We start from the raw sequence: 20,607 nt of genomic DNA, 5'->3' as shown, positions 1-20,607 counted from the left end.
TTGCGCTTACTCTGCGGCTGCCGCAACCGGCTGCGCCGCTTCTTCAGCAATCCTGATCAGTGCCTCGCCATGTTCTTCCAGATAGGCGAGGGTGAAATTCATGCAGGCAATGCCGTATTCACGGGTCCAGTTTGACCCGGGGTGCGAACATTCCTGGTCTTTTTCGTTGTCTGTCAGCAGGCGCAACTCAGCGTGTACCTGCGCCTTGCGCCGTTCGACCGCGCGGCGGATGACCTCGGGAGGCAGTTGCGCGGCGTTGAGGGCGATCAGCAGAAAGGGTGATTTGAAAGTGTCCGGCGCCTGTGGATCACACAGGGACTGGATGAAGTCTTCCCGGCCGGCATCGGTGATGGAATAGACCTTGCGGGCAGGTTTGCCTGCCTGCGGCTCCTCGCGCACGGTTACAAGCCCTTCCGATTCCAGACGCGCCAGCGCCGGATAGATCGAGCCGAAGCTCGCATCATCGAAATAGCTGAACCGGCCTTCGGTCGACTCCTTCCGGATTTCGTATCCGGTGGCATCCCCGAAAGAAAGGATTGCGAGGCAGAGACTGCGTACACTCATTGACAACTCCGTGCCTGGGAGCGTCCTCCCGGCATGACGGCCTTCATACGAGCCCGGTTGCGATCCGGATGACGCTATAGGCATCGTAAGAAGTGTCATATGTTGGTTCGATATATCGAACAAATATATGCTCACGCATTTGTAATCAAGAGTGCGCTGCACAAATCTTGCGTCGAAGATGAATAAACTATGAGCTGATCTTCAAAATGATCTTAATCGGTCTATTTGACAGGTTGTTGGCAGGTATCGATCGGCGCTAGGCTGATCATGCATCGCAACAGCAATCGCAGAGCGAGGAGTGCGCGCCATGGCATTGTCGATGAAGGGGCCGGTTCGCTTGAAGCTTCCGAGAGATCCCTTGTTTCGTCTGCTTGCAGTCAACGGCCTGGCGGGAACGGCAATTGCCGGCCTCGTGCTCGGCGGCATTTTCCTCGGCAATATCGGTAATCTGAGAGTGCTTGTCATGTCGGCAGAGGACCCGGTGCTGCCGGTCATCATGCTGGCATTCGGCCTGTTCATCACGCTCGGGTCCGTGGTCATGGGCTCAGCCATCATGTTGTTGGGTGAAACCGGCCGAAGCGGAAAAGGCGGAGGTGGGGCCGCAAGGCGCAGACTGCCGATATCTTTCACCGGGCAAATGAAACCGGTGCCGGTTCCAGCCAGAGCAAATCGCGGGCACGATCTGCGCCGGTGAACCTTCTCGGTCAGTTCGGCACCTTGCGTAAACGGTCAATGAGCGAGTTGCTGGTAAACTGACTTGGCCTTGGCGGAAGTCGAGGGCTGTGGCCCCAAATCAGCAAACAAGGTCATGGCCGCAGCTGCTAAAAGTAGCAGCAATCCCAGGGATGAGAGCCTCATCTCACCGGTCCTTTCGATCATGACGTCCTCCGTTTTGATGCCGCGCTTATACAGTCGCAGGATCTAAAGTCCCGGTAATACCGCATGTAAAATTTTACGTACCTGCAAATACCTACAGGCAAATCTGACAGTGCCCCATTTCCGGTGCCGGGAAGGGGCGGCCAGGTCATGTAGCTGAAGGACTGTCAGTACGTCCGCAGTGGTCCGTTCCAGGATCGGGAAGCGAAGAAGGGTAGGTCTCCGAACAGCGCAGACCGCTGTTAACCATGGCGTTCGAAAAAAAGGGAGAACTGCAAGGACAGGTTGCAGATCTCACACGCGCCCTGTACGACCAATGGTAGATTAACGTTTTGTTAATTATTCATTGGGGTTGCAATGCGATTTCTTTTTAGAAACTTGCACGTTTTTGTTTTTGTTAGCCTTTCAGCGTCAATCGCCTTTTGGGTTGCTAGCCATTCCGACCAGGCGGTAGAGGTTGCGCAGCCACTGGTCGAAGACGCGGTCGAGCTTCATGTGATGGCGGAAAATGCCCTGCGCGAGATCGGTCAACTGGACCTGGAAAAAGCGGCAGATGAGGCGATTTCCTACTATGTCGCGACGCTGCGCATGCCCAGCCTGCTCTTCGAAAGGCTGTCGGATGAACTGGGCGAAGTCAGCGACACGATGGAAAAGAGGGTGCAGTCAGCGCCTTTTCCTCAGACAGCAACAACTGCCGCAAAAGATCGGCCGGTGCCGGTGGGGACTGGCCCGAGCCGGTATTGGCGCACTGGTGAAGACCGGCACGCCAAACTGTCGATCTGATCAGAAACGCCTTACGCTGATGCCAGAGCCAGCGCTATACCCTGGCCGACACCGATGCACATGGTGGCAAGCGCCAGGTTTCCATCCCGTTTTTTCAGTTCCAGGGCTGCTGTTCCCGTGATTCTGGCGCCAGACATCCCCAACGGATGGCCGAGTGCAATCGCACCGCCATTCGGATTGAGGATTTCGCTGTCTTCGGGCAGGCCAAGGTCTCGCATGACCGCAATGCCCTGGGCAGCGAAAGCTTCGTTGAGTTCGATCACGTCGAACTCCGGCAGCGCGATTCCGAGGCGCGCGCAGAGCTTGCGCGTCGCCGGCGCGGGGCCAATGCCCATGATCCGCGGCGGAACGCCGGCGGTGGCTCCACCGACGACGCGGGCGATCGGCGTGAGATTGTGCTTGGCCACCGCAGCTTCCGACGCGATCAGCAAAGCCGCAGCACCGTCGTTGACACCGGACGCGTTGCCGGCGGTCACCGAACCATTTTCACGGAACGGCGTCTTGAGTGCCGAAAGGGCCTCCAGGGTTGTGTTCCTGGGGTGTTCGTCCTTGTCCACCAGAATAGGGTCGCCCTTGCGTTGCGGGATCATGACGGGAACGATTTCTTCAGCGAACCGACCGGATTGCTGAGCGGCGGAGGCTCGCTGCTGGCTGCGCAGCGCGAAGGCATCCTGGTCCTGTCGCGAGATCTGGAATTGTTCGGCAACGTTTTCCGCCGTTTCCGGCATGGAATCGATACCATATTGGCGTTTGAGAAGCGGATTGACGAAGCGCCAGCCGATTGTCGTGTCGAAGATTTCAGCCGAGCGGGAAAAGGCGGTGTCTGCCTTTGGCATGACAAAAGGTGCGCGGGACATGCTTTCAACGCCGCCAGCGATGGCCAGATCGATTTCGCCGGCCTTGATCGCCCTGGCCGCAGTCATAACGGCGTCCATTCCCGAACCACAAAGCCGGTTGAGCGTCAGACCGGGAACTGTCTCCGGCAGGCCCGCCAGCAGTGCCGACATGCGCGCGACGTTTCGATTGTCTTCACCGGCCTGGTTGGCACAGCCATAAAAGACGTCATCTACCTCGGCCCAGTCCGTGTCCGGATTGCGCTCCATGAGGGCGCTGATGGGGATTGCACCTAGATCGTCAGCGCGGACAGAGGACAGCATGCCGCCATAGCGTCCGATGGGGGTGCGGACATAATCGCAAATGAAGACATGATGCATGAGCGTTTTCCTCTCCGTCGCGTGGCGTTGGCCTCTGGGGCATGGTCGCGAATTGACGTGAAGTCTTGCCGGAAATCATCTGGCAGGGCAAGAACGCATCACAGAAAAATCGATCACGTCAGGAGTTTTGTGATGTTTCCGGATGGCGCCGGATATCGTCTTCCTGCAGGTAGGTTCCGGACTGCACCTCAATCATCCGCACCGGAATCTTGCCCGGGTTATGCAACGTGTGCTGCGCTCCAAGCGGCACATATGCGGACTGGTTTTCGCTGAGCAGGCGCGTTTCGCCATTGATCGTGATCTCGAGCGTACCGGACACCACCACCCAGTGCTCCGTCCGGTGAAGGTGGCTTTGCAGGCTGAGCCTCTTGCCCGGCTTGATCATCATTGACTGAACGGAAAAACGCTCGCCGGCGTTGATGCGTTCGGTGTAGCCCCAAGGACGGTAGGACCTCGGGTGCCGGTCCACCTCATGCCTGCCTTCCGCCTTCAGTTGCTCCACAACGGTCTTGACGTCCTGCGCCTTGTCCTTGTGGGCAACAAGAACGCTGTCGGTCGTGGCGATCACCATGACATCCTCAAGGCCGATAACGGATACGAGCCCGCGTTCAGCATAGGCCAGGCAGTTGTTGCTATCGAGAAAGCGGGCATCGCCCAATCCGGAATTGCCCTGGGCATCCTTGTCAAGGACCGTCCAGATCGCCGACCAGGAACCCAGATCGTCCCATTCCGGTGCAACAGGCGCGCAGACGACGTTGTCCGCCTTTTCCATGATGGCGTAGTCGATGGAAATGTTGTCCAGTGCTTCGAAGGCTTCCTGGTTCAGTCGCGTAAAATCCAGATCCCCATGCCGTGTCTTCATGACGGCGACGATGTTCTCGTAAAGCTCCGGCTGGTGCTTCTTGAAAGCATCAATCATCGTATTGGCGGCATAAAGAAAGATGCCGGCATTCCAGACATAGCTGCCGTCTTTCAGGAAGGCATCGGCACGGTCCTGGTCAGGCTTCTCGACAAAGGCTTCCACAGGCCGCACAGGCTCGCTGCCACTTGCAACCTTGATGTATCCGTATCCGGTATTGGCTTCGCTGGGTTCGATGCCGAAGGTCACGATCTTGCCTGCGCGAGCGGCTGTCTCCGCCTGATGGACGGCAGTCAGGAAAAGATCTTCCTTCCGGATCAGGTGGTCGGAGGGCAACAGCAGGATCAGGGCGTTCGGGTCGGTTTCAGCGGCAATCAAAGCTGCCATCAGGGCAGGGGGCGCTGTATTTCGGCCGACAGGCTCAAGCAGGATGGACCGGGCTTCGAGCCCCAGTTCGTTGAGCTGCTCGCCGATCAGAAACCGGTGGGCATTGCTGCCGATCACGATCGGAGCGGCAAAGTCCGGCCGATTGACGCGCTTGCAGGTCTTCTGGAACAGACTTTCCCCGCCAAACAGTGGCAAAAACTGTTTTGGCCGGTCGGTGCGTGACAGCGGCCACAGCCGCGAACCTACACCACCGGACAAAATACAAGGGAAAATCATGCTTTGCTTCCTGTTCTGCTGGCACATTCGGGCGCTTGCGGGAGCACCGGTGTTGCTTTGAGTGTTAATCAGCACCGGGACAAGTTGCAAGCAAGTGGCTTGAACGCTACATACGTAATAACGTAACGCCAGGGCGTTGGTTCCCAAAGAGCGCAGCAGGCTTTCAGGACTATGACAAATTCGGATACCAGGCTTGTTCAGCTTGACCGCGCGGGCATCCGCAAGGGCGGTGAATGGCTGGTGCGCGGCGTAGATCTATCGGTTTCACCGGGTGAAATCGTGACGCTTATCGGGCCCAATGGGTCCGGCAAGTCGACAACGGCCAAGATGGCGCTTGGGATCCTGAGCCCGAGCGAAGGCCGTGCCGAACGCAAGCCCGGCCTGAAAATTGGCTATGTGCCGCAGAAGCTCGCCATCGACTGGACGTTGCCGCTGACGGTCGCCAGGTTCATGCGGCTGACGAATCCCCTGTCCGATGCCGAATGCCGCGCTGCGCTGGCGCGCACCGGCGCTGAAAGGCTGATGACTTCTCAGATGCGCACGCTCTCCGGCGGTGAAATGCAGCGTGTCATGCTGGCGCGCGCGATTGCCCGCAATCCCGGACTGCTGGTGTTGGACGAACCGGTGCAAGGCGTGGATTATGCCGGTGAGATCGCGATCTACGACCTCATTTCCGAAATCCGCAACACGCTTGGCTGCGGCATCCTGATGATCTCTCACGATCTTCATGTCGTCATGGCCGCAGCAGATCAGGTGATTTGCCTCAATGGTCACGTTTGCTGCCGCGGAACCCCTTCTGACGTCAGCCGTGACGACCGGTATCATGCGCTGTTTGGCAACCGGCGCAATGCGGCGATTGCCGTCTATGAACATCACCATGACCACGTGCATCTGCCGGATGGAAAGGTGCGCCACGCAGACGGTTCGCTGTGTTCCTCCTGTTCCGGCGAGCATCATCACGCACCTGCCGATGCGGCTGCGGAGAAAGAAGGCGGCATTCGAAATGCTGGATGATTTCTTCACCCGTGCACTCATTGCCGGCATAGGTGTGGCACTTGTTGCAGGACCGCTTGGCTGTTTCATCGTCTGGCGTCGCATGGCCTATTTCGGCGATACGCTGTCGCACGCAGCCTTGCTGGGCGTCGCCCTGTCGCTGCTCCTCAACGTCAACACCACGTTGGCCGTCGGGGTCGTTTCCATCCTTCTGGCGATCGTGCTGATGGCACTGAGGCGCAGCGACACGCTTTCTTCCGATGCGTTGCTTGGCTTGCTGTCCCATTCCGCGCTCGCCCTGGGATTGGTCTGTCTGGCCTTCATGACATGGGTTCGGGTCGATCTGCTGGGGCTGCTCTTCGGCGATATCCTGGCCGTCACACCCATGGATATTGCCATGATCTACGCTGGCGGTGCGATCGTGCTCGGTGTCCTCGTGGTTATCTGGCGCCGCCTGTTCGCAGCAACGGTCAGTCCGGACATTGCCGCGGGCGAGGGCCTGAAGCCTGAGCGGACCGAGCTGATCTTCATGCTGCTGACGGCAATCGTCATTGCCATTTCTCTGAAGATCATCGGCGCGCTGCTTATCACAGCGCTGCTGATCATTCCGGCCGCTGCCGCCCGGCGTCTGTCGGCGTCGCCGGAACAGATGGCGGTGATTGCAGCCCTGACCGGAGCCGCCGCCGTCGTCGGCGGGCTCTATAGTTCGCTGGCCTACGATACCCCGTCCGGCCCCTCCATCGTCGTTGCGGCGATGGCGCTGTTTGTCGTCAGTCTTGTCCCGGGTGTGCAAATCGTGAGAAGGGTGAGATCGAGCACGAAAGGAGATCGTCCGTGAGCGTTGAGACACATCCCGAACTGACCAAGAACCAGGCCCTGGTGTTCGGCTCGTTGTCGGACGCGGGTGGCCCTTTGACGGCCTATGCGATTCTCGATCTGTTGCGCGACAGCGGTTTCCGTGCGCCGTTGCAGGTCTACCGGGCTCTCGACAAGCTGGTGGAATACGGAATGGTCCACCGGCTGGAAAGCCTCAATGCCTTTGTGGCCTGTTCCCACAAGGGCTGCTCCGGTCATGGCACGGCTGCCTTCGCCATCTGTGAAAAATGTGGTGTCGTCAGCGAGTTTACGCCGGACAAGGCCATTTCTCTCCTGAGGGAATGGACGCAGAGCGAAGGCTTCCAGTTGTCCCGGACAACCATCGAACTGCGCGGTACCTGCCGGCAGTGCACCATGCCGATGTAACCCTGGCGGTGTTTCCCGGCATCCATTTGATTTCCGAGACAGTGTCTTTGTTCTAGGATGTCTGCATCGAATCCCCGGAGAGGTTCATGGCAGACAAACTGGGCATCGGCATCATCGGATGCGGCACCATCTCAAAGACCTATTTTGATCTGGCGCCAAAGTTCAATGGCCTTGAAATCAAGGCCTGTGCGGATCTGAACCGTCATGCTGCGGAAGAGCGCGCATCCGAATACGGCGTGCGTGCACTCACCGTGCACGACCTGCTTCTGGCGGATGATGTCGATCTGATTGTCAATCTGACTGTTCCCGATGCCCATTATCTCGTTTCCCATGAAATCCTGGCGCACGGGAAGCATGTCTACTCGGAAAAACCTCTGGCTCTGTCGATCCGGGACGGGCAGGCGCTTGCCGATTTTGCACGCAAAAAACATCTGAGGGTCGGGTGTGCACCGGATACGTTTCTGGGCGGGGCACATCAGATTGCCCGCAAGGCAGTTGACGAAGGACTGATCGGAGAAATCGTTGGCGGCACGTGCCATGTCATGAGTCACGGCATGGAACATTGGCATCCCAACCCGGACTTCTTCTTCAAACCGGGAGGGGGGCCGGTTCTCGACCTCGGACCTTATTATATTGCCGCGTTGCTCAATCTGATCGGCCCGGTAAAGCGTGTGTGCGCCATGTCAGCCATGCCGTTCAAGACCCGGACGATCGGGAGTGGCACTCGAAATGGTGAAAAGATCGATGTCACCACCCCAACCACGATCCATGCGATTCTCGAGTTCCTGTCCGGTGCAAAAGTAACGCTGACGGCGAGCTGGGACGTCTGGGCACACAGGCACCAGCCTATGGAGCTTTACGGAACCCGGGGAACACTTTTTTTGGCCGACCCGAACTATTTCGGCGGAGACGTAAGCCTGGTCACCGAAGATGGAACGACAAAAGCACTGGACGATGCGATGCACCCGTTCGGTTTGGCGAATGTCGATGACAACGGCCTGCCGCGTGCGAACTACCGCGCTGCCGGTCTGGCAGACATGGCCCAGTCGATCCTGAGTGGAGACGACACCGAGTTCCGCTGTTCGCTCGAACGGGCACTGCATGCGGTCGACGTCATGGTGTCGATTTTGAAATCCGCCGAAACGGGGACGTTCGTCGAAATCGAACACCAGGCCAGCCGTCCACAGGCGCTTGCTGCCGCTGAGGCAGTCAAATTGCTCGTCTGAAGCTGGTTGCAGGTGCACCGCCAGCCACCTATCTTCGCCGCAAGGGATGTCCGGGTCTGAGGGCACCCGGCCGCTTGCGGGCAAAAGAGGGAGAGCGGGAATGGCCTTGTTGATCGCCGGCCTTGTGCTGTTTTTGGGAATTCACACGTTGCCGATGTTTCCGGCAACGCGCAATGGGCTGGTCTCAAGGCTCGGCGAAACACCGTACAAGGGTCTATATACGCTCTTGTCGTTCGTCGGTCTGGGGCTGATCGTTTACGGTTATGGCGTGGCCCGTTTTGAAGGCCCGCCGGTGCTGTACGATCCGCCGTTCTGGCTGCGCCACGTCACCATGCTGTTCATGGTTCCTGTTTTCATTTTCCTTGTCGCTGCCTATGTGCCGTCGCGGATCCAGACAGTCCTGAAACATCCGATGCTGGTGGCCATAAAACTATGGGCATTGGCTCACCTTCTGGCAAATGGCGATCTGGCTTCGGTGCTTTTGTTTGGCGGTTTTCTCGCCTGGGCAGTGGCAGACCGGATTTCGGTCAAGCGCCGCGGGCCCGGCGCAGGGCAGATAGGTGCACTGGCAACGGCCAAGCCCGGAAAATACTCCGATTTTGTGGTGATTCTGTTGGGCTTGGTTCTCTACGGACTGTTCGCGTGGAAGCTGCACGCCTTGTTGATCGGCGTTCCGGTGGCCTGATAGCGGTCGCGGAGCTTGAAATTACGTTAGAAATCCGGCATTCCGTGCCGGATTGCCCCACTTGCGCCATGAAGGACCGATTTAAGCCCCTTCAGGGAATTGCCCGAGCCGGATCAAGTGGATAATGTGCGCCACTCATGAAGGGGCCGTGCCCGGGCAGACGTGCCGGGCCGAAGAAGTGAATGCAGGAAATAGACACGCATGTCTGACATTTTTCGTGAAGTCGATGAAGATATCCGCCAGGAAAAATACCGTCGGCTTTGGGACCGCTTCGGTCCGTGGGTGCTTGGCGTTGCGGTCTTGATCATTGTTGGCACCGGCGGCTATCGCGGCTGGCTCTACTGGCAGGAACAGCAGTCCCAGAGCGCTGGCGACACGTTCTTTGAAGCCGTGAGGCTTTCCGAAGCCCAGAACTACGAAGAAGCAGCAGCTCTTTACGGTGAACTGGACAACGCCCTTGGCGGATACCCGGCCTTGGCGAAACTGCGTCAGGCAACCGATCTTTCCAATTCCGGCAAGACTGAAGAAGCCCTGGCCGAATTCGATGCCCTGTCGCGCGATACCAGCATCATGGATGCTCTGCGTGATGTAGCAGCGCTGCGTGCTGCTTATCTTGCCGTCGACACCCAAGGCTACGGCGATATTGCCGACCGGGTCGAGAAGCTGACCGGTGACACTGGTCCGTTCCGTGCAGCTGCACGCGAACTTCTTGCCCTAAGTGCATGGAAAGCCGGCGATATTGAAACAGCCCGTCAGTGGATTTCCGCTCTTGAAGACGACGCGGAAACACCGGCAGACGTGAGCCGGCGCGTGTCGATCCTGAGTGACGTGATCCGGTCCAGCAACGGCGAAGCCAAGGCGGACAGTGAAGGAAACAACCAGTGAGTTTTGTAACCGTTTCTTTCCGCAGACGCGGTGTGTTTGGTGCCATTGCGCTTTCGCTCGTCCTCACCGGTTGCGGGTCGGTCAGCGAATTTACCGAGAACATAAACCCGTTTGCTCGCGAGAAAATCCTCAAGGGTGAGCGCCAGCCCGTTTTCGACGGTGCCGATCCGGCAGCCGAAGCGCTTGGCCAGGCAGCAAAGGTCGGTTCTGCGACTGGCGGGCAGTCCTGGTCAACAGCCGGTGGTGGCCTGACCAACGATCCGGGCAACGTCGCCATATCCGTCTCCGGCAATCGTGCCTGGCGCGCTCAGGTCGGCTCGTCCGGCGGCGGGCTGACAACATCCGCACTTCGGGTGTCTTCCCGTCCGGTCAGCGATGGCAGCCGTATTTACGTCTACAAGCCGAATGGCGAAGTCGTAGCGTTGTCGACGGGTGGTGGACGCCAGTGGACTCAGAACCTGCGTCCGGAAGGCGAAAGGGATGTGGGGCCTGGTGGTGGTGTCGCCGTTGAAGGCGGCGTTGTCTACGCTGCCACCAGCTATCGTCAGGTGGCGGCTCTTGAAGCCGGCTCCGGCCGGGAAATCTGGAAAGTCGACATCGACACGCCGGCTCGTGGTGCGCCTGTTGCCGGTGCCGGTCATGTCATCGTTGTATCCCAGTCCAACGAAGTCTATGCCCTGAAGCAGTCTGACGGCAGCGTTGCCTGGACTTATGCAGGTATCGAGGAAACCGCTGGTCTGTTGTCTGCGGCCAATCCGGCCATTTCCGGCAACCGTGTCATCGTGCCGTTCTCCTCCGGTGAAATCATGGCAATCGACATCAAGTCGGGCGAACCGGCCTGGATCGATGGCGTGTCGCGCGGCTTCAGGACACTTGCCCTGTCCGGTCTCGCGGACGTTTCGGCTAGCCCGGTTGTCTCCGGCAGTACGGTTTATGCCACTGGTGTTGCCGGCCGCACGGTTGCGGTGGATGCCCGCACCGGCCAGCGTCGCTGGGAACAGGATCTCGGCAGCGTGCACACGCCGGTAGTCTCCGGCAGCGCGTTGTTCATGGTTGATCTCGACGACCGTATGGTCGCCCTCAATCTGAAAAACGGGGAAACCCTCTGGGCAACGGCCTTGCCGCGTCCGGAAAAGAAGAAGAAGCGCCGCAATTGGGCTGGCCCGATCCTGGCGAATGGGGCACTGGTTGCCTTTTCCAGCGACGGTCAGATCGCAATCGTGGATGCCGCTTCTGGAAAAACCATGTTGACGCAGCGGACCAATACGGATGTCTATGTGACACCGATCGTCGCCGGAGGCCGGATTATCGTGCTGACAGGCAATGACGGCGTCGCTGCCTTCAACTAGCATTTGAGGCAGGGCCCGAAGAGGCCCGCCTATCAGGAGAATCTGCTGTGGGCGCTACTGTCGCCATTATCGGACGGCCGAATGTCGGCAAGTCCACCCTGTTCAATCGCCTTGTGGGCAAGCGCCTGGCGCTGGTAGACGACACACCTGGTGTGACGCGAGACCGGCGGCCGGGCGATGCCCGTTTGGGCGACTTGCGCTTTACGATCATCGACACCGCTGGTCTCGAAGATGCGGACAAGGAATCCCTTGAGGGCCGCATGCGCCGGCAGACCGAGGAGGCCATCGAAACCGCCGACGCGGTTCTGTTCGTGATTGACGCTCGTGCCGGTGTAACGCCGCTTGATGCCCATTTTGCCGAAGTCGCACGCAAGACCACCCGCCCGGTGATCCTGCTGGCCAACAAGGCGGAAGGCAGGGCCGGAGAGAGCGGACTTTACGAATCCTATTCGCTTGGGCTCGGTGATCCGATTGCAATCTCCGCTGAACACGGCGAGGGGCTTGCTGATCTCTATGATGCTCTGAAACCTCATGTCGACCGGGTCACGGAAGAAGAAGAGGCAAAGCGCGAAGAGGCGATCACCAACGTGGATGTCGACGAGGACGGGGAATTCGTCGAGGACGAAGAGCCGGTCGGCACCATTGAAAGACCGCTGCGTGTTGCCATCGTCGGCCGTCCGAATGCGGGCAAGTCGACGCTGATCAACCGCATGCTGGGCGAAGACCGCATGCTGACCGGCCCGGAAGCAGGCATCACGCGCGATTCCATCTCGGTAGATTGGGTCTGGCGCGACAGGCATATCAAGCTGTTCGATACCGCCGGTATCCGGAAAAAGGCGCGCGTTCAGGAAAAGCTCGAAAAGCTTTCCGTGGCTGACGCTCTGCGTGCGATCAAGTTCGCCGAAGTGGTTGTTGTCACGCTGGACGCCACCATGTCCTTCGAGAAGCAGGACCTGCAGATCATCGATCTGGTCGCGCGCGAAGGCCGCGCGCTGGTGATTGCGATCAACAAGTGGGACCTGATCGAAGACCGGGAAGAAGCCTGGAAGAAAATCAAGGACGCCAACGAGCGGTATTTCAACCAGATCCGCGGTGTTCAGATCGCGACTTTGTCCGGCCAGCAAGGGCAGGGCGTCGATCGCCTGATCGAAAGCGTCTTTACCGCCTACGAGGCCTGGAACTCGCGTGTCTCGACCGCCAAGCTGAACCGTTGGCTGGACAAGGTCACCGCGAACCATCCGCCCCCTGCAGTTGCCGGACGCCGGGTGCGCCTGCGTTACATGACCCAGCCCAAGACGCGGCCGCCACATTTCGTGGTTTTTTGTTCGCGTCCCGAACAATTGCCGGAAAGCTACACGCGCTATCTGGTCAACTCGCTGCGCCAGACCTTCAACATACACGGAACTCCCATTCGCCTGTCCTATCGCAAAGGCGAAAACCCTTACGCCCCGAAGAGAAAACGGGGCTGAGTGGGGAGGGCAGCCTGCCATTTTGCCAGGCTGCCAGCCAGTATTCTTCTTTCCTGGCGGGAAAGCAGCTTCCCGCCGCGCTATCGACACTTAAGGGAGTTTGAACCATGTCCATCGACCGGCTGGAATTCGCCGTTGCCCTTGCCGAAAAGGCTGGCGAGCTCGGTCTCGACTATTTTCACAAGCTGGACACGCTGACGATTACGCAGAAGGGTCATCAAGACCTCGTCTCGGAAGCGGACCGCAATGTGGAAACGCTCATCCGCGCGGAACTCGCAAAGAGCTATCCGGACGACGGTATCCTGGGCGAAGAGCATGGCATGGAAGAAGGGTCTTCGGGCTACACCTGGGTTACCGACCCTATCGACGGTACGGCAAATTTCGTTGCCGGCATTCCGCAGTGGTGCGTCATCATCTCCTGCGTTCATCAGGGCCAGGTGATTGTCGGTGTGATCCATGATCCGGTGTCCAAGGAAACCTTCAAGGCTGCCGCCGGTCACGGTGCGTTCCTCAATGGCAAGCCGATCCGTGCCTCCGACAGCGAAAGCCTTTCTCACGGCTCTGTCGGTGTTGGTTTCAACGGCCGCACTGCCGTCACGGATGCGGTCAACGTCGTCGGTGCCCTGGTCTCCAAGGGCGGTGTGTTCTTCCGCAATGCCTCGGGCGGTCTGATGCTTGCCTACGCGGCTTCCGGGCGCCTTATCGGTTATGTAGAATCCCACATGAACGCCTGGGACTGCCTTGCAGGCATGCTGATCACCAAGGAAGCCGGTGGTGAAGTTCTGGAACAGGACATCAACCAGTCCCTTTACGATGGCGCACGTGTCGTTGTTGGCGCTCCCGGCGTCTTTGCTGACCTGAAGGAAATCGCCGAAAGTTCCTTTGCGCCTTTCGAAGCTGCTTAATCAGCCTCACACATGCTGGTCGACAAGAACCGGGTTTCCATCCGGGTCGACCAGCATGAAGCTGGCCCGACCACTGCCGGCCTCGTCAGCTTCGGATGCGAAAGCGTATCCCTTCGCCTTCAGCACCTTTTGGATGTCCCGTACATCCTGAAAATCTTCCAGTGTCCTGGCATCCTGGTCCCAGCCGGGATTGAAGGTGAGTATGTTCTTGTCGAACATGCCCTGAAACAGCCCGATGATGGTATCGCCGTTCTTCAGGACCGCCCAGTTGTCCGCGTCCGAGATGCCGATATCCACGAAGCCAAGTCCTTCGTAGAACGCCTTCGATTTTTCGAGATCCTTGACGGCCAGACTGACCGAGAACGCGCCGAGTTTCATCTTCCTGGCTCCTCTGCAGCGATCGCCGCTGGATACCCTGCATGCTTTCAAAGTTCCAGAAAGGAAGCAAGTTCCAGGCGGGTCTTCTCGGTAAAATGAAAGCCCTTCCAGCCAAGCGCCTTCGCTACGCGAACGTTTGTGGCGCTGTCGTCGATCAGCAAGATCTCGGACGGGGCAACCTTGAGAGTGTCGCTGACATGGGCGAAGAACGCGGTGTCCGGCTTGGCTGACTTGATGCGGCCGGAAGAGAAAATCTGGCTGACGAGCGAGCCGAAGCCGGACTGGTGCTCAATGTAGCTGCAGCGGCGATCTTCATTGTTCGTCGCTATCACTTGAACGACGTCATGACTTGTCAGATGTTCAAGCAGGCTGCAGGTGAAGGGATCCCGCAGATCATCCTTGGCAAACCAGTAGTCGAGAAGTTCTCTCGCATCCAGGAGGTAGCCGCACCGGTCAAGCCAGTCTTGCAGGTGAGTTTTTATGTCCCGTTTCCCGGAGATGACTTGCAGGAAGGAGGCATCGAAGACGCCGCGTTCGAATGCATCGAGCGCGATGCCGAGGTCGCTCTCCAGCGTGTCGGCCCAGATGAACCTGCCGTCGACGACATTGCGGTTTAGAACGCCGTCGAAATCCCAGGCGATGACACTGATATCTGACCGCATGGCATTCTTCCCTTCCGATCATCAACCGGAAGGCGTAAAGCGAATGAACGGGCTATGCAACCGTTGATTGGATCAGCCCAGCAGGATCCGCCTTAGGGCTGAATCCATTCTCCGCTGACGCGGTCGTACAGGCGGCCGGTTTCCAGAACGTCCGGCATCAGCAAGGGCAGAAGATCTGCCGCAACATCATCCGGCGTCGGAAGGTTGGTGGCAAGCTCGCCCGGCATTGCCTTGGCGCGCAGCCCTGTGCGGGTAGGGCCCGGGTCGGCCAGGTTGATCTTCATCTTCGTCTGCAGGCTTTCATTCGCCCAGGTCCGTGCCATGGCTTCAACGGAAGCCTTGCTGATGGACTGTAGGCCCCAGAAGGGTGTGCAGGTGCTTGCATGAACGGAAGACAGGAACAGTGCACGGCCCGCGTCCGACTGGCGCAGGAGCGGGTCCAGAGAGCGGATCAGCCGCCAGTTGGCAACGACATTCACCGCCGTCACTTTCTCGAAGTCCTTCGGGCTGATGTGGCCGATCGGCGACAGAACACCCAGCATGCCGGCATTGGCAACGAAGATATCGAGCTTCTTCCAGCGTTCGTAGATCGCGGCGCCAAGCCGGTCGAGCGCGTCGAAGTCGGTCAGGTCAAGCGGGACGAGCGTTGTTTCCCCGCCTGCGGAGCGGATCTCGTCATCGAGGTCTTCCAGGCCGCCGACAGTCCGCGCAAGCGCAATGACATGCGCACCACGTTCGCCGAGCTGCTTTGCGATCTGATAGCCGATTCCGCGGGAGGCGCCGGTGACGAGAGCGACCCGGCCTTCAAAGTCTTTGATCATGCGTGATCTCTTAGATCAATTTGCCCTCCGGCGGTACCGCCGAAAGGCATAAATTGAAGCGGTCCAAAGAGTTTTGAGCGCTTTAGCCGACCTCGACCAGGCGAGGGGCGCTGACGAAGTCCTGATCCTCGGAAAGATCGGTCAGCGGTGTCGGGTAATCGCCGGTGAAACAATGATCCGTGAACTGCGGATTGGCATCGTCGCGGCCATCGTAGCCCATGGCCTTGTAGATGCCATCGACGGACAGGAAGGCCAGGCTGTCGGCACCGATATAGGCGCGCATTTCCTCAAGACCGTATTTTGCAGCCAGCAGTTTTTCACGCACCGGCGTGTCGATGCCGTAGTAGTCGGAATACTTGATCGGCGGGCTGGCCAGGCGGAAGTGAACTTCCTTCGCGCCCGCTTCGCGGATCATCTGCACGATCTTGACCGATGTTGTTCCGCGCACAAGGCTGTCGTCCACAAGCACGACGCGCTTGCCTTCGATCTGAGCCCGGTTGGCGGAGTGTTTCATCTTCACGCCAAGCGCACGGATCTGCTGGGTCGGTTCGATGAACGTGCGGCCGACATAGTGGTTGCGGATGATGCCGAGTTCGAACGGCACGCCGCTTTCCTGGCTGAAGCCGATGGCCGCCGGCACACCGCTGTCCGGCACCGGAACGATGACGTCGGCTTCGACGTTGGATTCCCGGGCCAGCTGGCGCCCCATTTCCCGGCGGACGTCGTAGACGCTGCGACCACCGACGACGCTGTCGGGGCGGGAGAAGTAGATGTATTCGAAGATACACGGACGAGCCGGGCGTTTGCCGAACGGGAAGAAGGATTCAATCCCTGTTGACGTGCAGACGATAACTTCGCCGTTTTCCACTTCGCGGATGAATTTTGCCCCGATGATATCGAGTGCACAGGTCTCCGAGGCCAGGATCGGAGCACCGTTCAGGTCGCCCAGCACCAGCGGGCGAATGCCGAGCGGGTCACGCGCGCCGATCAGTTTCTTCGAAGTCAGCGCCACCAGAGAATAGGCACCTTCCATCTGGGTGATCGCGTCGATGAAACGTTCGACGATCTTGCCCTTGCGCGAGCGGGCAACGAGCTGCAGGACCACCTCTGAATCGGAGGTCGACTGGCAGATTGCTCCGTCTCGGATCAACTGGCGGCGCAGGGTGAGGGCGTTGGTGAAGTTGCCGTTGTGGCAAACGGCTATGCCGCCACCGTCCAGCTCGGCAAAGAGCGGCTGCACGTTCCGCAGGATGGTTTCACCGGTCGTCGAGTACCGAACGTGGCCGACAGCGGCCTTTCCGCTCAGCCGCTCGATGGTGTCGGCGTCGGAGAAGTGATCGCCCACCAGCCCGAGATGGCGTTCCGCACGGAACTGCTCGTTGTCAACGGTGACGATCCCCGCTGCTTCCTGCCCGCGGTGCTGGAGCGCATGAAGCCCGAGCGCGGTCAGCGCGCTGGCATCCTCATGACCCAGAATGCCGAAAACACCGCATTCTTCGCGCAAGGTATCTGCATTGATGTCGAACGGTTCGTGCACGTCGGTTCCGCCAGCCATGGCGAACACTCCTTCGTTCTGGCCGGTGGGAGGACCGGCCGGGTCTTGCGGTCAAATGTCTGTCATCGTCACTCAGGTGGACGAAACATTGGCCGCTTTGCAAATGGTACATCGTCCCGCACATATTTGGGCGCGGGATGCCTCATTCAACGCTGCACCTCAAGCGGTGCCCGTTACTGCCCCAGTCTCGGTTAGTGTCCCTGGTTTATGCCCAAGGCCTGTTAGTTACTATCCGTCGTCAGCTGTTCAAGTCCCTGACGTTCTGAATCGCTGTAGGCCGGTTCATCAGTCGGGGTTGCTCCCCCTCCGGCCTGGTTGTTCTGCCGGATCTTGTCCAGGATCGCCTTTTCCGGGTCTTCTGGCAGCACAGCCACCAGCCGTTCACCGATGGACAGCAGGATCGGCCGCGACTTGGCGGTCTTGACCCAGTTCGGCTGCTGTTCCGGCTGGACGAACCAGTTGAAGAACATCATCGCGACGACGACCAGCAGCAGACCGCGCACAGCTCCGAACACGAACCCGAGGGTCCGGTCGAGGGCGCCGATCCGGCTGTCGAGCACGAAATCGGAAATCCGCATGGTGATATAGCTGACAACAAGCAGCGTGACCAGAAAGACTGCCGCGGCAGATACGCCCATGGCAACCAGGTCATGGTTGATATACTGCTTGGTGTAAGGAAGAACCCGTTCGTACAGCAGGAATGCCGCAGCTGCCGCAGCCACCCAGGAAACGATGGAAAGAACTTCCCTGACAAATCCGCGGATCATCGCAAGGACCGCCGAGATGAACATGATGACCAAGAGCAGTCCGTCCAGCAGCGTTATCGGCATGTTCCTGAAAAATCCTCTGTCTGGCGCTCTTTCAAGAGCTTAAACTTTTTGCCCAAACCCGTCACCATCTTGCGTCAGGTCTGCCCCGTAGCACTAGCCTCCGCCGAAAGTTTGGCAACAAAGTCCCCAAGTTCCGGCACGCCTGTCGTCCTGAACGAAGACACAGTGCCGTCCTTGAGATTGCCCTCCGGACAGTAAGCCTGATCGAAGCCGAGTTTCTCGGCTTCTTTCAGTCTGGAAGGGGCTTGGGCGACCGGCCTGATGGCCCCCGACAGGCTGACTTCGCCGAAATAGACGCAATTGGCCGGAAGGGCAAGTCCGCTGAGTGAGGAGATTAACGCTGCTGCCACGGCAAGATCGGCTCCAGGCTCGTTGATCTTGAGACCACCGGCGACGTTCAGATAGACATCATGTTGTGAAAAGCGGACGCCGCACCGTGCCTCAAGCACGGCCAGGATCATGGAAAGCCGCGCGCTGTCCCAGCCAATGACGGCCCTGCGGGGTGTTCCGAGAGAAGACTGCGCCACCAGTGCCTGGATCTCGATCAGGAGAGGTCTTGAGCCTTCCAGACCAGCGAAAACGGCTGCGCCGGGCGCGGACGTGTTTCTGTCTCCCAGGAACAGGGCGGAAGGATTGGGGACTTCCTGCAGCCCCTTGCCGGTCATCTCGAAAACGCCGATTTCATCCGTCGCGCCGAAGCGGTTCTTGACCGAGCGCAGGATACGATACTGGTGAGCGCCGTCCCCCTCGAAATAGAGCACGGCGTCGACCATGTGCTCAACCACGCGCGGACCGGCAATCTGCCCGTCCTTGGTCACATGGCCGACAAGAACAAGGGTGGTGCCGTTCTTCTTGGCATAACGCACCATCGCCTGGGCGGACGCACGCACCTGCGTCACGGTGCCGGGAGGAGATTCCACCTGGTCTGTCCAGAGCGTCTGAATGGAGTCGAGGATGAGTAGGGCCGGCGCCGTGTCGGATTCCAGTGTCGCCAGAATGTCTTCAACGCTCGTTTCCGCAGCCAGTGCCACAGGTGCCTGGGCGAGACCCAGCCTTTCGGCCCGGAGCCGAACCTGTCCAATGGCTTCTTCGCCCGAAATATAGACGGTCTTGTGCCCGAGGTTTGCCAGTTGCGCAGCCGCCTGGATCAGCAATGTGGATTTGCCGATACCGGGATCGCCGCCGACCAGCAGGGCGGACCCTCGTACGAAGCCGCCGCCGGTCACCCGGTCAAGTTCAGGCACCTTGGTCTGAATGCGCGGGGCTTCCTTGGCATCGCCGGAAAGGCCGACAAGGGGAATGACACGGCCCTTGCTGCGGGAAGCCCTGCCGGGGCCGCCACCGACGCCGCCGCCGGTCTGCTCCTCCACGATGGTGTTCCATTCACCGCAGCTTTCACAACGGCCAACCCACTTGGCGGTAACCGCGCCGCAGGACTGGCAGACGAAGGATGTGGAGCGCCGTGCCATGCAAATTGCCTTTCGCTCTCGGCTCCGGTCAGGTCAGGGGCGCATAGACGCGCTCAAACCGACGTCCGAGGCTTGTCAGATATTCGTAGTCGATGGTTTCCGCATAAGCGGCAAGATCGGAAGCTGCAACACCTGGCCCCAGCATTTCCACAAACGCGCCGCGCTGAAGCAGGTGTTCAGGCACATCCGTCACGTCGAGCGTGATCATGTCCATTGAAATCCGGCCGAGGATCGGCGCCTTGTATCCGCCGATCAGCCCGAAGCCACCCGGGCGGTCGTCCGTAGAGCCGGCACGACGGATCATGCCGTCGGCATAACCGGCAGCCACGACGGCATTGCGCAAGGGGCGCTTTGCGGTTTGTTTCGCGCCATAGCCGATGGTATCGCCCTGTGGAACGTCGCGCACGATCATGATGCGTGCTTCCACCTTGGCGACCGGTTTCATCGGGTTGGGCTCGGTTTCGATGGCCAGCCCGCCGTAAAGCGCGATCCCGGGACGGACAAGGTCGAAGTGGTAGTCCGGGCCAAGCAGCACCCCGGCGGAATTTGCCAATGACCGCGGAATGTGAGGGAAGGGGGCGGTTGTCTCCGTAAACAGCTTGAGCTGCCGCCGGTTCATGTCGTGGTCGGGTGTCGAGCCACAGGCAAGATGGCTCATCACCAGTGATGGCTGGAACGGCCCCAGAACGGTGTTGTCACCCAGAGCGCGGGTGAGTTCAGCCGGAGACAGGCCCAAACGGTGGATGCCGGTATCGACATGGACAGCGGCGGCATTGTTCTTGCCCGACGCCTTGCAGACTTCCGCCCATTCCAGGAGTTCTTCCAGACTGCCGAGGACGGGACGGATGTCATGGGTCAGAAAGTGGTCGGCCGTTCCCGGAAACAGCCCGTCGAGCACGTAGATGACGGCGTCCGGAAGACTTGCGCGCAACGTCAGGGCCTCGGTCGGCACCGCGACGAAAAACGTCCTGCATCCCGCCTGGTAGAGGGCTGCAGCGGTTTTGTCCTGTCCGGTTCCATAGGCATCGGCCTTCAGAACGGCAGCGCAATCGGTGCTGTCGCTTACCTTGCCTTTCAGCAAGGACCAGTTCGACACGATCGCATCAAGGTCGATCGTCAGTCGTCCGCCGTAAAGATTGGATGGGAAAGCTTGTTCAATCGTCGCAGGCACGGTCCGAA

At 59.4% G+C, this 20,607-nt stretch carries 21 protein-coding genes; 11 read left to right on the top strand and 10 right to left on the bottom strand.

Going from position 1 to position 20,607, the window contains the following annotated elements:
- Nucleotides 1-6 precede the first annotated feature (6 nt).
- Nucleotides 7-564 (bottom strand): helix-turn-helix transcriptional regulator, encoded by a 558-nt coding sequence (locus HEP89_RS24885; RefSeq protein ID WP_023003940.1) that lies wholly within the window; start codon nucleotides 562-564, stop codon nucleotides 7-9.
- A gap of 307 nt (nucleotides 565-871) precedes the next feature.
- On the opposite strand from HEP89_RS24885, the gene HEP89_RS24880 reads away from it, so the two are divergent.
- Together HEP89_RS24880 and HEP89_RS24875 are read left to right on the top strand one after the other, a co-directional pair.
- The gene (locus tag HEP89_RS24880) at nucleotides 872-1,258 is read left to right on the top strand and encodes a hypothetical protein (RefSeq protein WP_075281543.1); all 387 of its coding nucleotides are present in this window, start codon (nucleotides 872-874) and stop codon (nucleotides 1,256-1,258) included.
- 539 nt (nucleotides 1,259-1,797) lie between these two features.
- A complete protein-coding gene (locus HEP89_RS24875) occupies nucleotides 1,798-2,223 on the top strand; it encodes a hypothetical protein (RefSeq protein WP_156912297.1) in 426 nt (141 codons plus the stop codon).
- Between the two features lie 11 nt (nucleotides 2,224-2,234).
- Here the strand turns inward: HEP89_RS24875 and pcaF are convergent, their stop codons facing one another.
- Together pcaF and HEP89_RS24865 are read right to left on the bottom strand one after the other, a co-directional pair.
- The gene (gene pcaF / locus HEP89_RS24870) at nucleotides 2,235-3,437 is read right to left on the bottom strand and encodes a 3-oxoadipyl-CoA thiolase (protein WP_077290121.1); all 1,203 of its coding nucleotides are present in this window, start codon (nucleotides 3,435-3,437) and stop codon (nucleotides 2,235-2,237) included.
- 118 nt (nucleotides 3,438-3,555) lie between these two features.
- Nucleotides 3,556-4,959, bottom strand: coding sequence for a mannose-1-phosphate guanylyltransferase/mannose-6-phosphate isomerase (locus HEP89_RS24865; RefSeq protein ID WP_082809936.1), 1,404 nt, complete (start codon nucleotides 4,957-4,959; stop codon nucleotides 3,556-3,558).
- Nucleotides 4,960-5,130: 171 nt separating this feature from the next.
- On the opposite strand from HEP89_RS24865, the gene HEP89_RS24860 reads away from it, so the two are divergent.
- The 9 genes from HEP89_RS24860 (at nucleotide 5,131) to HEP89_RS24820 (ending at nucleotide 13,713) form a co-directional block, all read left to right on the top strand.
- Nucleotides 5,131-5,973, top strand: a complete 843-nt coding sequence (locus HEP89_RS24860; protein ID WP_055653619.1) for a metal ABC transporter ATP-binding protein — start codon at nucleotides 5,131-5,133, stop codon at nucleotides 5,971-5,973.
- The gene (gene znuB / locus HEP89_RS24855) at nucleotides 5,963-6,790 is read left to right on the top strand and encodes a zinc ABC transporter permease subunit ZnuB (protein WP_168693287.1); all 828 of its coding nucleotides are present in this window, start codon (nucleotides 5,963-5,965) and stop codon (nucleotides 6,788-6,790) included. The genes HEP89_RS24860 and znuB overlap by 11 nt, the downstream gene beginning before the upstream one ends.
- Nucleotides 6,787-7,194 carry a Fur family transcriptional regulator gene (locus tag HEP89_RS24850; protein WP_023003947.1) on the top strand — a complete coding sequence of 136 codons (408 nt, stop codon included), beginning with the start codon at nucleotides 6,787-6,789 and terminating at the stop codon, nucleotides 7,192-7,194. The genes znuB and HEP89_RS24850 overlap by 4 nt, the downstream gene beginning before the upstream one ends.
- 86 nt (nucleotides 7,195-7,280) lie before the next feature.
- The gene (locus tag HEP89_RS24845; protein ID WP_168693286.1) at nucleotides 7,281-8,420 is read left to right on the top strand and encodes a Gfo/Idh/MocA family oxidoreductase; all 1,140 of its coding nucleotides are present in this window, start codon (nucleotides 7,281-7,283) and stop codon (nucleotides 8,418-8,420) included.
- Between the two features lie 100 nt (nucleotides 8,421-8,520).
- The gene (locus tag HEP89_RS24840) at nucleotides 8,521-9,105 is read left to right on the top strand and encodes an NnrU family protein (protein ID WP_168693285.1); all 585 of its coding nucleotides are present in this window, start codon (nucleotides 8,521-8,523) and stop codon (nucleotides 9,103-9,105) included.
- A gap of 201 nt (nucleotides 9,106-9,306) precedes the next feature.
- Entirely contained in the window at nucleotides 9,307-9,990 is a 684-nt protein-coding gene (locus HEP89_RS24835) for a tetratricopeptide repeat protein (protein WP_023003950.1), read from the top strand.
- On the top strand, nucleotides 9,987-11,339 hold the full coding sequence (locus HEP89_RS24830) for a PQQ-binding-like beta-propeller repeat protein (protein ID WP_023003951.1): 1,353 nt from the start codon (nucleotides 9,987-9,989) through the stop codon (nucleotides 11,337-11,339). Before HEP89_RS24835 ends, HEP89_RS24830 begins: the two co-directional genes overlap by 4 nt.
- A gap of 47 nt (nucleotides 11,340-11,386) precedes the next feature.
- Entirely contained in the window at nucleotides 11,387-12,808 is a 1,422-nt protein-coding gene (gene der, locus HEP89_RS24825; protein WP_023003952.1) for a ribosome biogenesis GTPase Der, read from the top strand.
- 107 nt (nucleotides 12,809-12,915) lie between these two features.
- Nucleotides 12,916-13,713, top strand: coding sequence for an inositol monophosphatase family protein (locus HEP89_RS24820; RefSeq protein WP_023003953.1), 798 nt, complete (start codon nucleotides 12,916-12,918; stop codon nucleotides 13,711-13,713).
- Nucleotides 13,714-13,719: 6 nt separating this feature from the next.
- On the opposite strand, the gene HEP89_RS24815 is transcribed toward HEP89_RS24820, so the two are convergent.
- The 7 genes from HEP89_RS24815 to alr form a co-directional block, all read right to left on the bottom strand.
- Nucleotides 13,720-14,091, bottom strand: coding sequence for a VOC family protein (locus tag HEP89_RS24815; RefSeq protein ID WP_168693284.1), 372 nt, complete (start codon nucleotides 14,089-14,091; stop codon nucleotides 13,720-13,722).
- Between the two features lie 47 nt (nucleotides 14,092-14,138).
- Entirely contained in the window at nucleotides 14,139-14,753 is a 615-nt protein-coding gene (locus HEP89_RS24810) for an HAD-IA family hydrolase (RefSeq protein ID WP_168693283.1), read from the bottom strand.
- A gap of 92 nt (nucleotides 14,754-14,845) precedes the next feature.
- Nucleotides 14,846-15,574 (bottom strand): SDR family NAD(P)-dependent oxidoreductase, encoded by a 729-nt coding sequence (locus HEP89_RS24805; protein WP_152511124.1) that lies wholly within the window; start codon nucleotides 15,572-15,574, stop codon nucleotides 14,846-14,848.
- An 82-nt stretch (nucleotides 15,575-15,656) separates the two neighbouring features.
- Nucleotides 15,657-17,129: an amidophosphoribosyltransferase gene (gene purF / locus HEP89_RS24800; protein WP_023003957.1), complete on the bottom strand. Its 1,473-nt coding sequence runs from the start codon at nucleotides 17,127-17,129 to the stop codon at nucleotides 15,657-15,659.
- A gap of 221 nt (nucleotides 17,130-17,350) precedes the next feature.
- Entirely contained in the window at nucleotides 17,351-17,959 is a 609-nt protein-coding gene (locus tag HEP89_RS24795; protein WP_023003958.1) for a CvpA family protein, read from the bottom strand.
- A 74-nt stretch (nucleotides 17,960-18,033) separates the two neighbouring features.
- The gene (radA, locus tag HEP89_RS24790; RefSeq protein ID WP_062489055.1) at nucleotides 18,034-19,428 is read right to left on the bottom strand and encodes a DNA repair protein RadA; all 1,395 of its coding nucleotides are present in this window, start codon (nucleotides 19,426-19,428) and stop codon (nucleotides 18,034-18,036) included.
- A 28-nt stretch (nucleotides 19,429-19,456) separates the two neighbouring features.
- On the bottom strand, nucleotides 19,457-20,599 hold the full coding sequence (alr, locus tag HEP89_RS24785; protein ID WP_062489054.1) for an alanine racemase: 1,143 nt from the start codon (nucleotides 20,597-20,599) through the stop codon (nucleotides 19,457-19,459).
- Nucleotides 20,600-20,607 lie beyond the last annotated feature (8 nt).

This window comes from Labrenzia sp. 5N (assembly GCF_012395805.1).
GTDB classification, from domain to species: Bacteria; Pseudomonadota; Alphaproteobacteria; order Rhizobiales; family Stappiaceae; genus Roseibium; species Roseibium algicola.
This window is presented reverse-complemented; position numbering and strand designations above follow the sequence as displayed.

What these genes read in the sequence shown, in the direction of transcription:
- HEP89_RS24885 (WP_023003940.1), bottom strand. Translation starts at nt 564, where the DNA reads ATGAGTGTACGCAGTCTCTGCCTCGCAATCCTTTCTTTCGGGGATGCC.
- HEP89_RS24880 (WP_075281543.1), top strand. Translation starts at nt 872, where the DNA reads ATGGCATTGTCGATGAAGGGGCCGGTTCGCTTGAAGCTTCCGAGAGAT.
- HEP89_RS24875 (WP_156912297.1), top strand. Translation starts at nt 1,798, where the DNA reads ATGCGATTTCTTTTTAGAAACTTGCACGTTTTTGTTTTTGTTAGCCTT.
- pcaF (WP_077290121.1), bottom strand. Translation starts at nt 3,437, where the DNA reads ATGCATCATGTCTTCATTTGCGATTATGTCCGCACCCCCATCGGACGC.
- HEP89_RS24865 (WP_082809936.1), bottom strand. Translation starts at nt 4,959, where the DNA reads ATGATTTTCCCTTGTATTTTGTCCGGTGGTGTAGGTTCGCGGCTGTGG.
- HEP89_RS24860 (WP_055653619.1), top strand. Translation starts at nt 5,131, where the DNA reads ATGACAAATTCGGATACCAGGCTTGTTCAGCTTGACCGCGCGGGCATC.
- znuB (WP_168693287.1), top strand. Translation starts at nt 5,963, where the DNA reads ATGCTGGATGATTTCTTCACCCGTGCACTCATTGCCGGCATAGGTGTG.
- HEP89_RS24845 (WP_168693286.1), top strand. Translation starts at nt 7,281, where the DNA reads ATGGCAGACAAACTGGGCATCGGCATCATCGGATGCGGCACCATCTCA.
- HEP89_RS24840 (WP_168693285.1), top strand. Translation starts at nt 8,521, where the DNA reads ATGGCCTTGTTGATCGCCGGCCTTGTGCTGTTTTTGGGAATTCACACG.
- HEP89_RS24835 (WP_023003950.1), top strand. Translation starts at nt 9,307, where the DNA reads ATGTCTGACATTTTTCGTGAAGTCGATGAAGATATCCGCCAGGAAAAA.
- HEP89_RS24820 (WP_023003953.1), top strand. Translation starts at nt 12,916, where the DNA reads ATGTCCATCGACCGGCTGGAATTCGCCGTTGCCCTTGCCGAAAAGGCT.
- HEP89_RS24815 (WP_168693284.1), bottom strand. Translation starts at nt 14,091, where the DNA reads ATGAAACTCGGCGCGTTCTCGGTCAGTCTGGCCGTCAAGGATCTCGAA.
- HEP89_RS24810 (WP_168693283.1), bottom strand. Translation starts at nt 14,753, where the DNA reads ATGCGGTCAGATATCAGTGTCATCGCCTGGGATTTCGACGGCGTTCTA.
- HEP89_RS24805 (WP_152511124.1), bottom strand. Translation starts at nt 15,574, where the DNA reads ATGATCAAAGACTTTGAAGGCCGGGTCGCTCTCGTCACCGGCGCCTCC.
- purF (WP_023003957.1), bottom strand. Translation starts at nt 17,129, where the DNA reads ATGGCTGGCGGAACCGACGTGCACGAACCGTTCGACATCAATGCAGAT.
- HEP89_RS24795 (WP_023003958.1), bottom strand. Translation starts at nt 17,959, where the DNA reads ATGCCGATAACGCTGCTGGACGGACTGCTCTTGGTCATCATGTTCATC.
- radA (WP_062489055.1), bottom strand. Translation starts at nt 19,428, where the DNA reads ATGGCACGGCGCTCCACATCCTTCGTCTGCCAGTCCTGCGGCGCGGTT.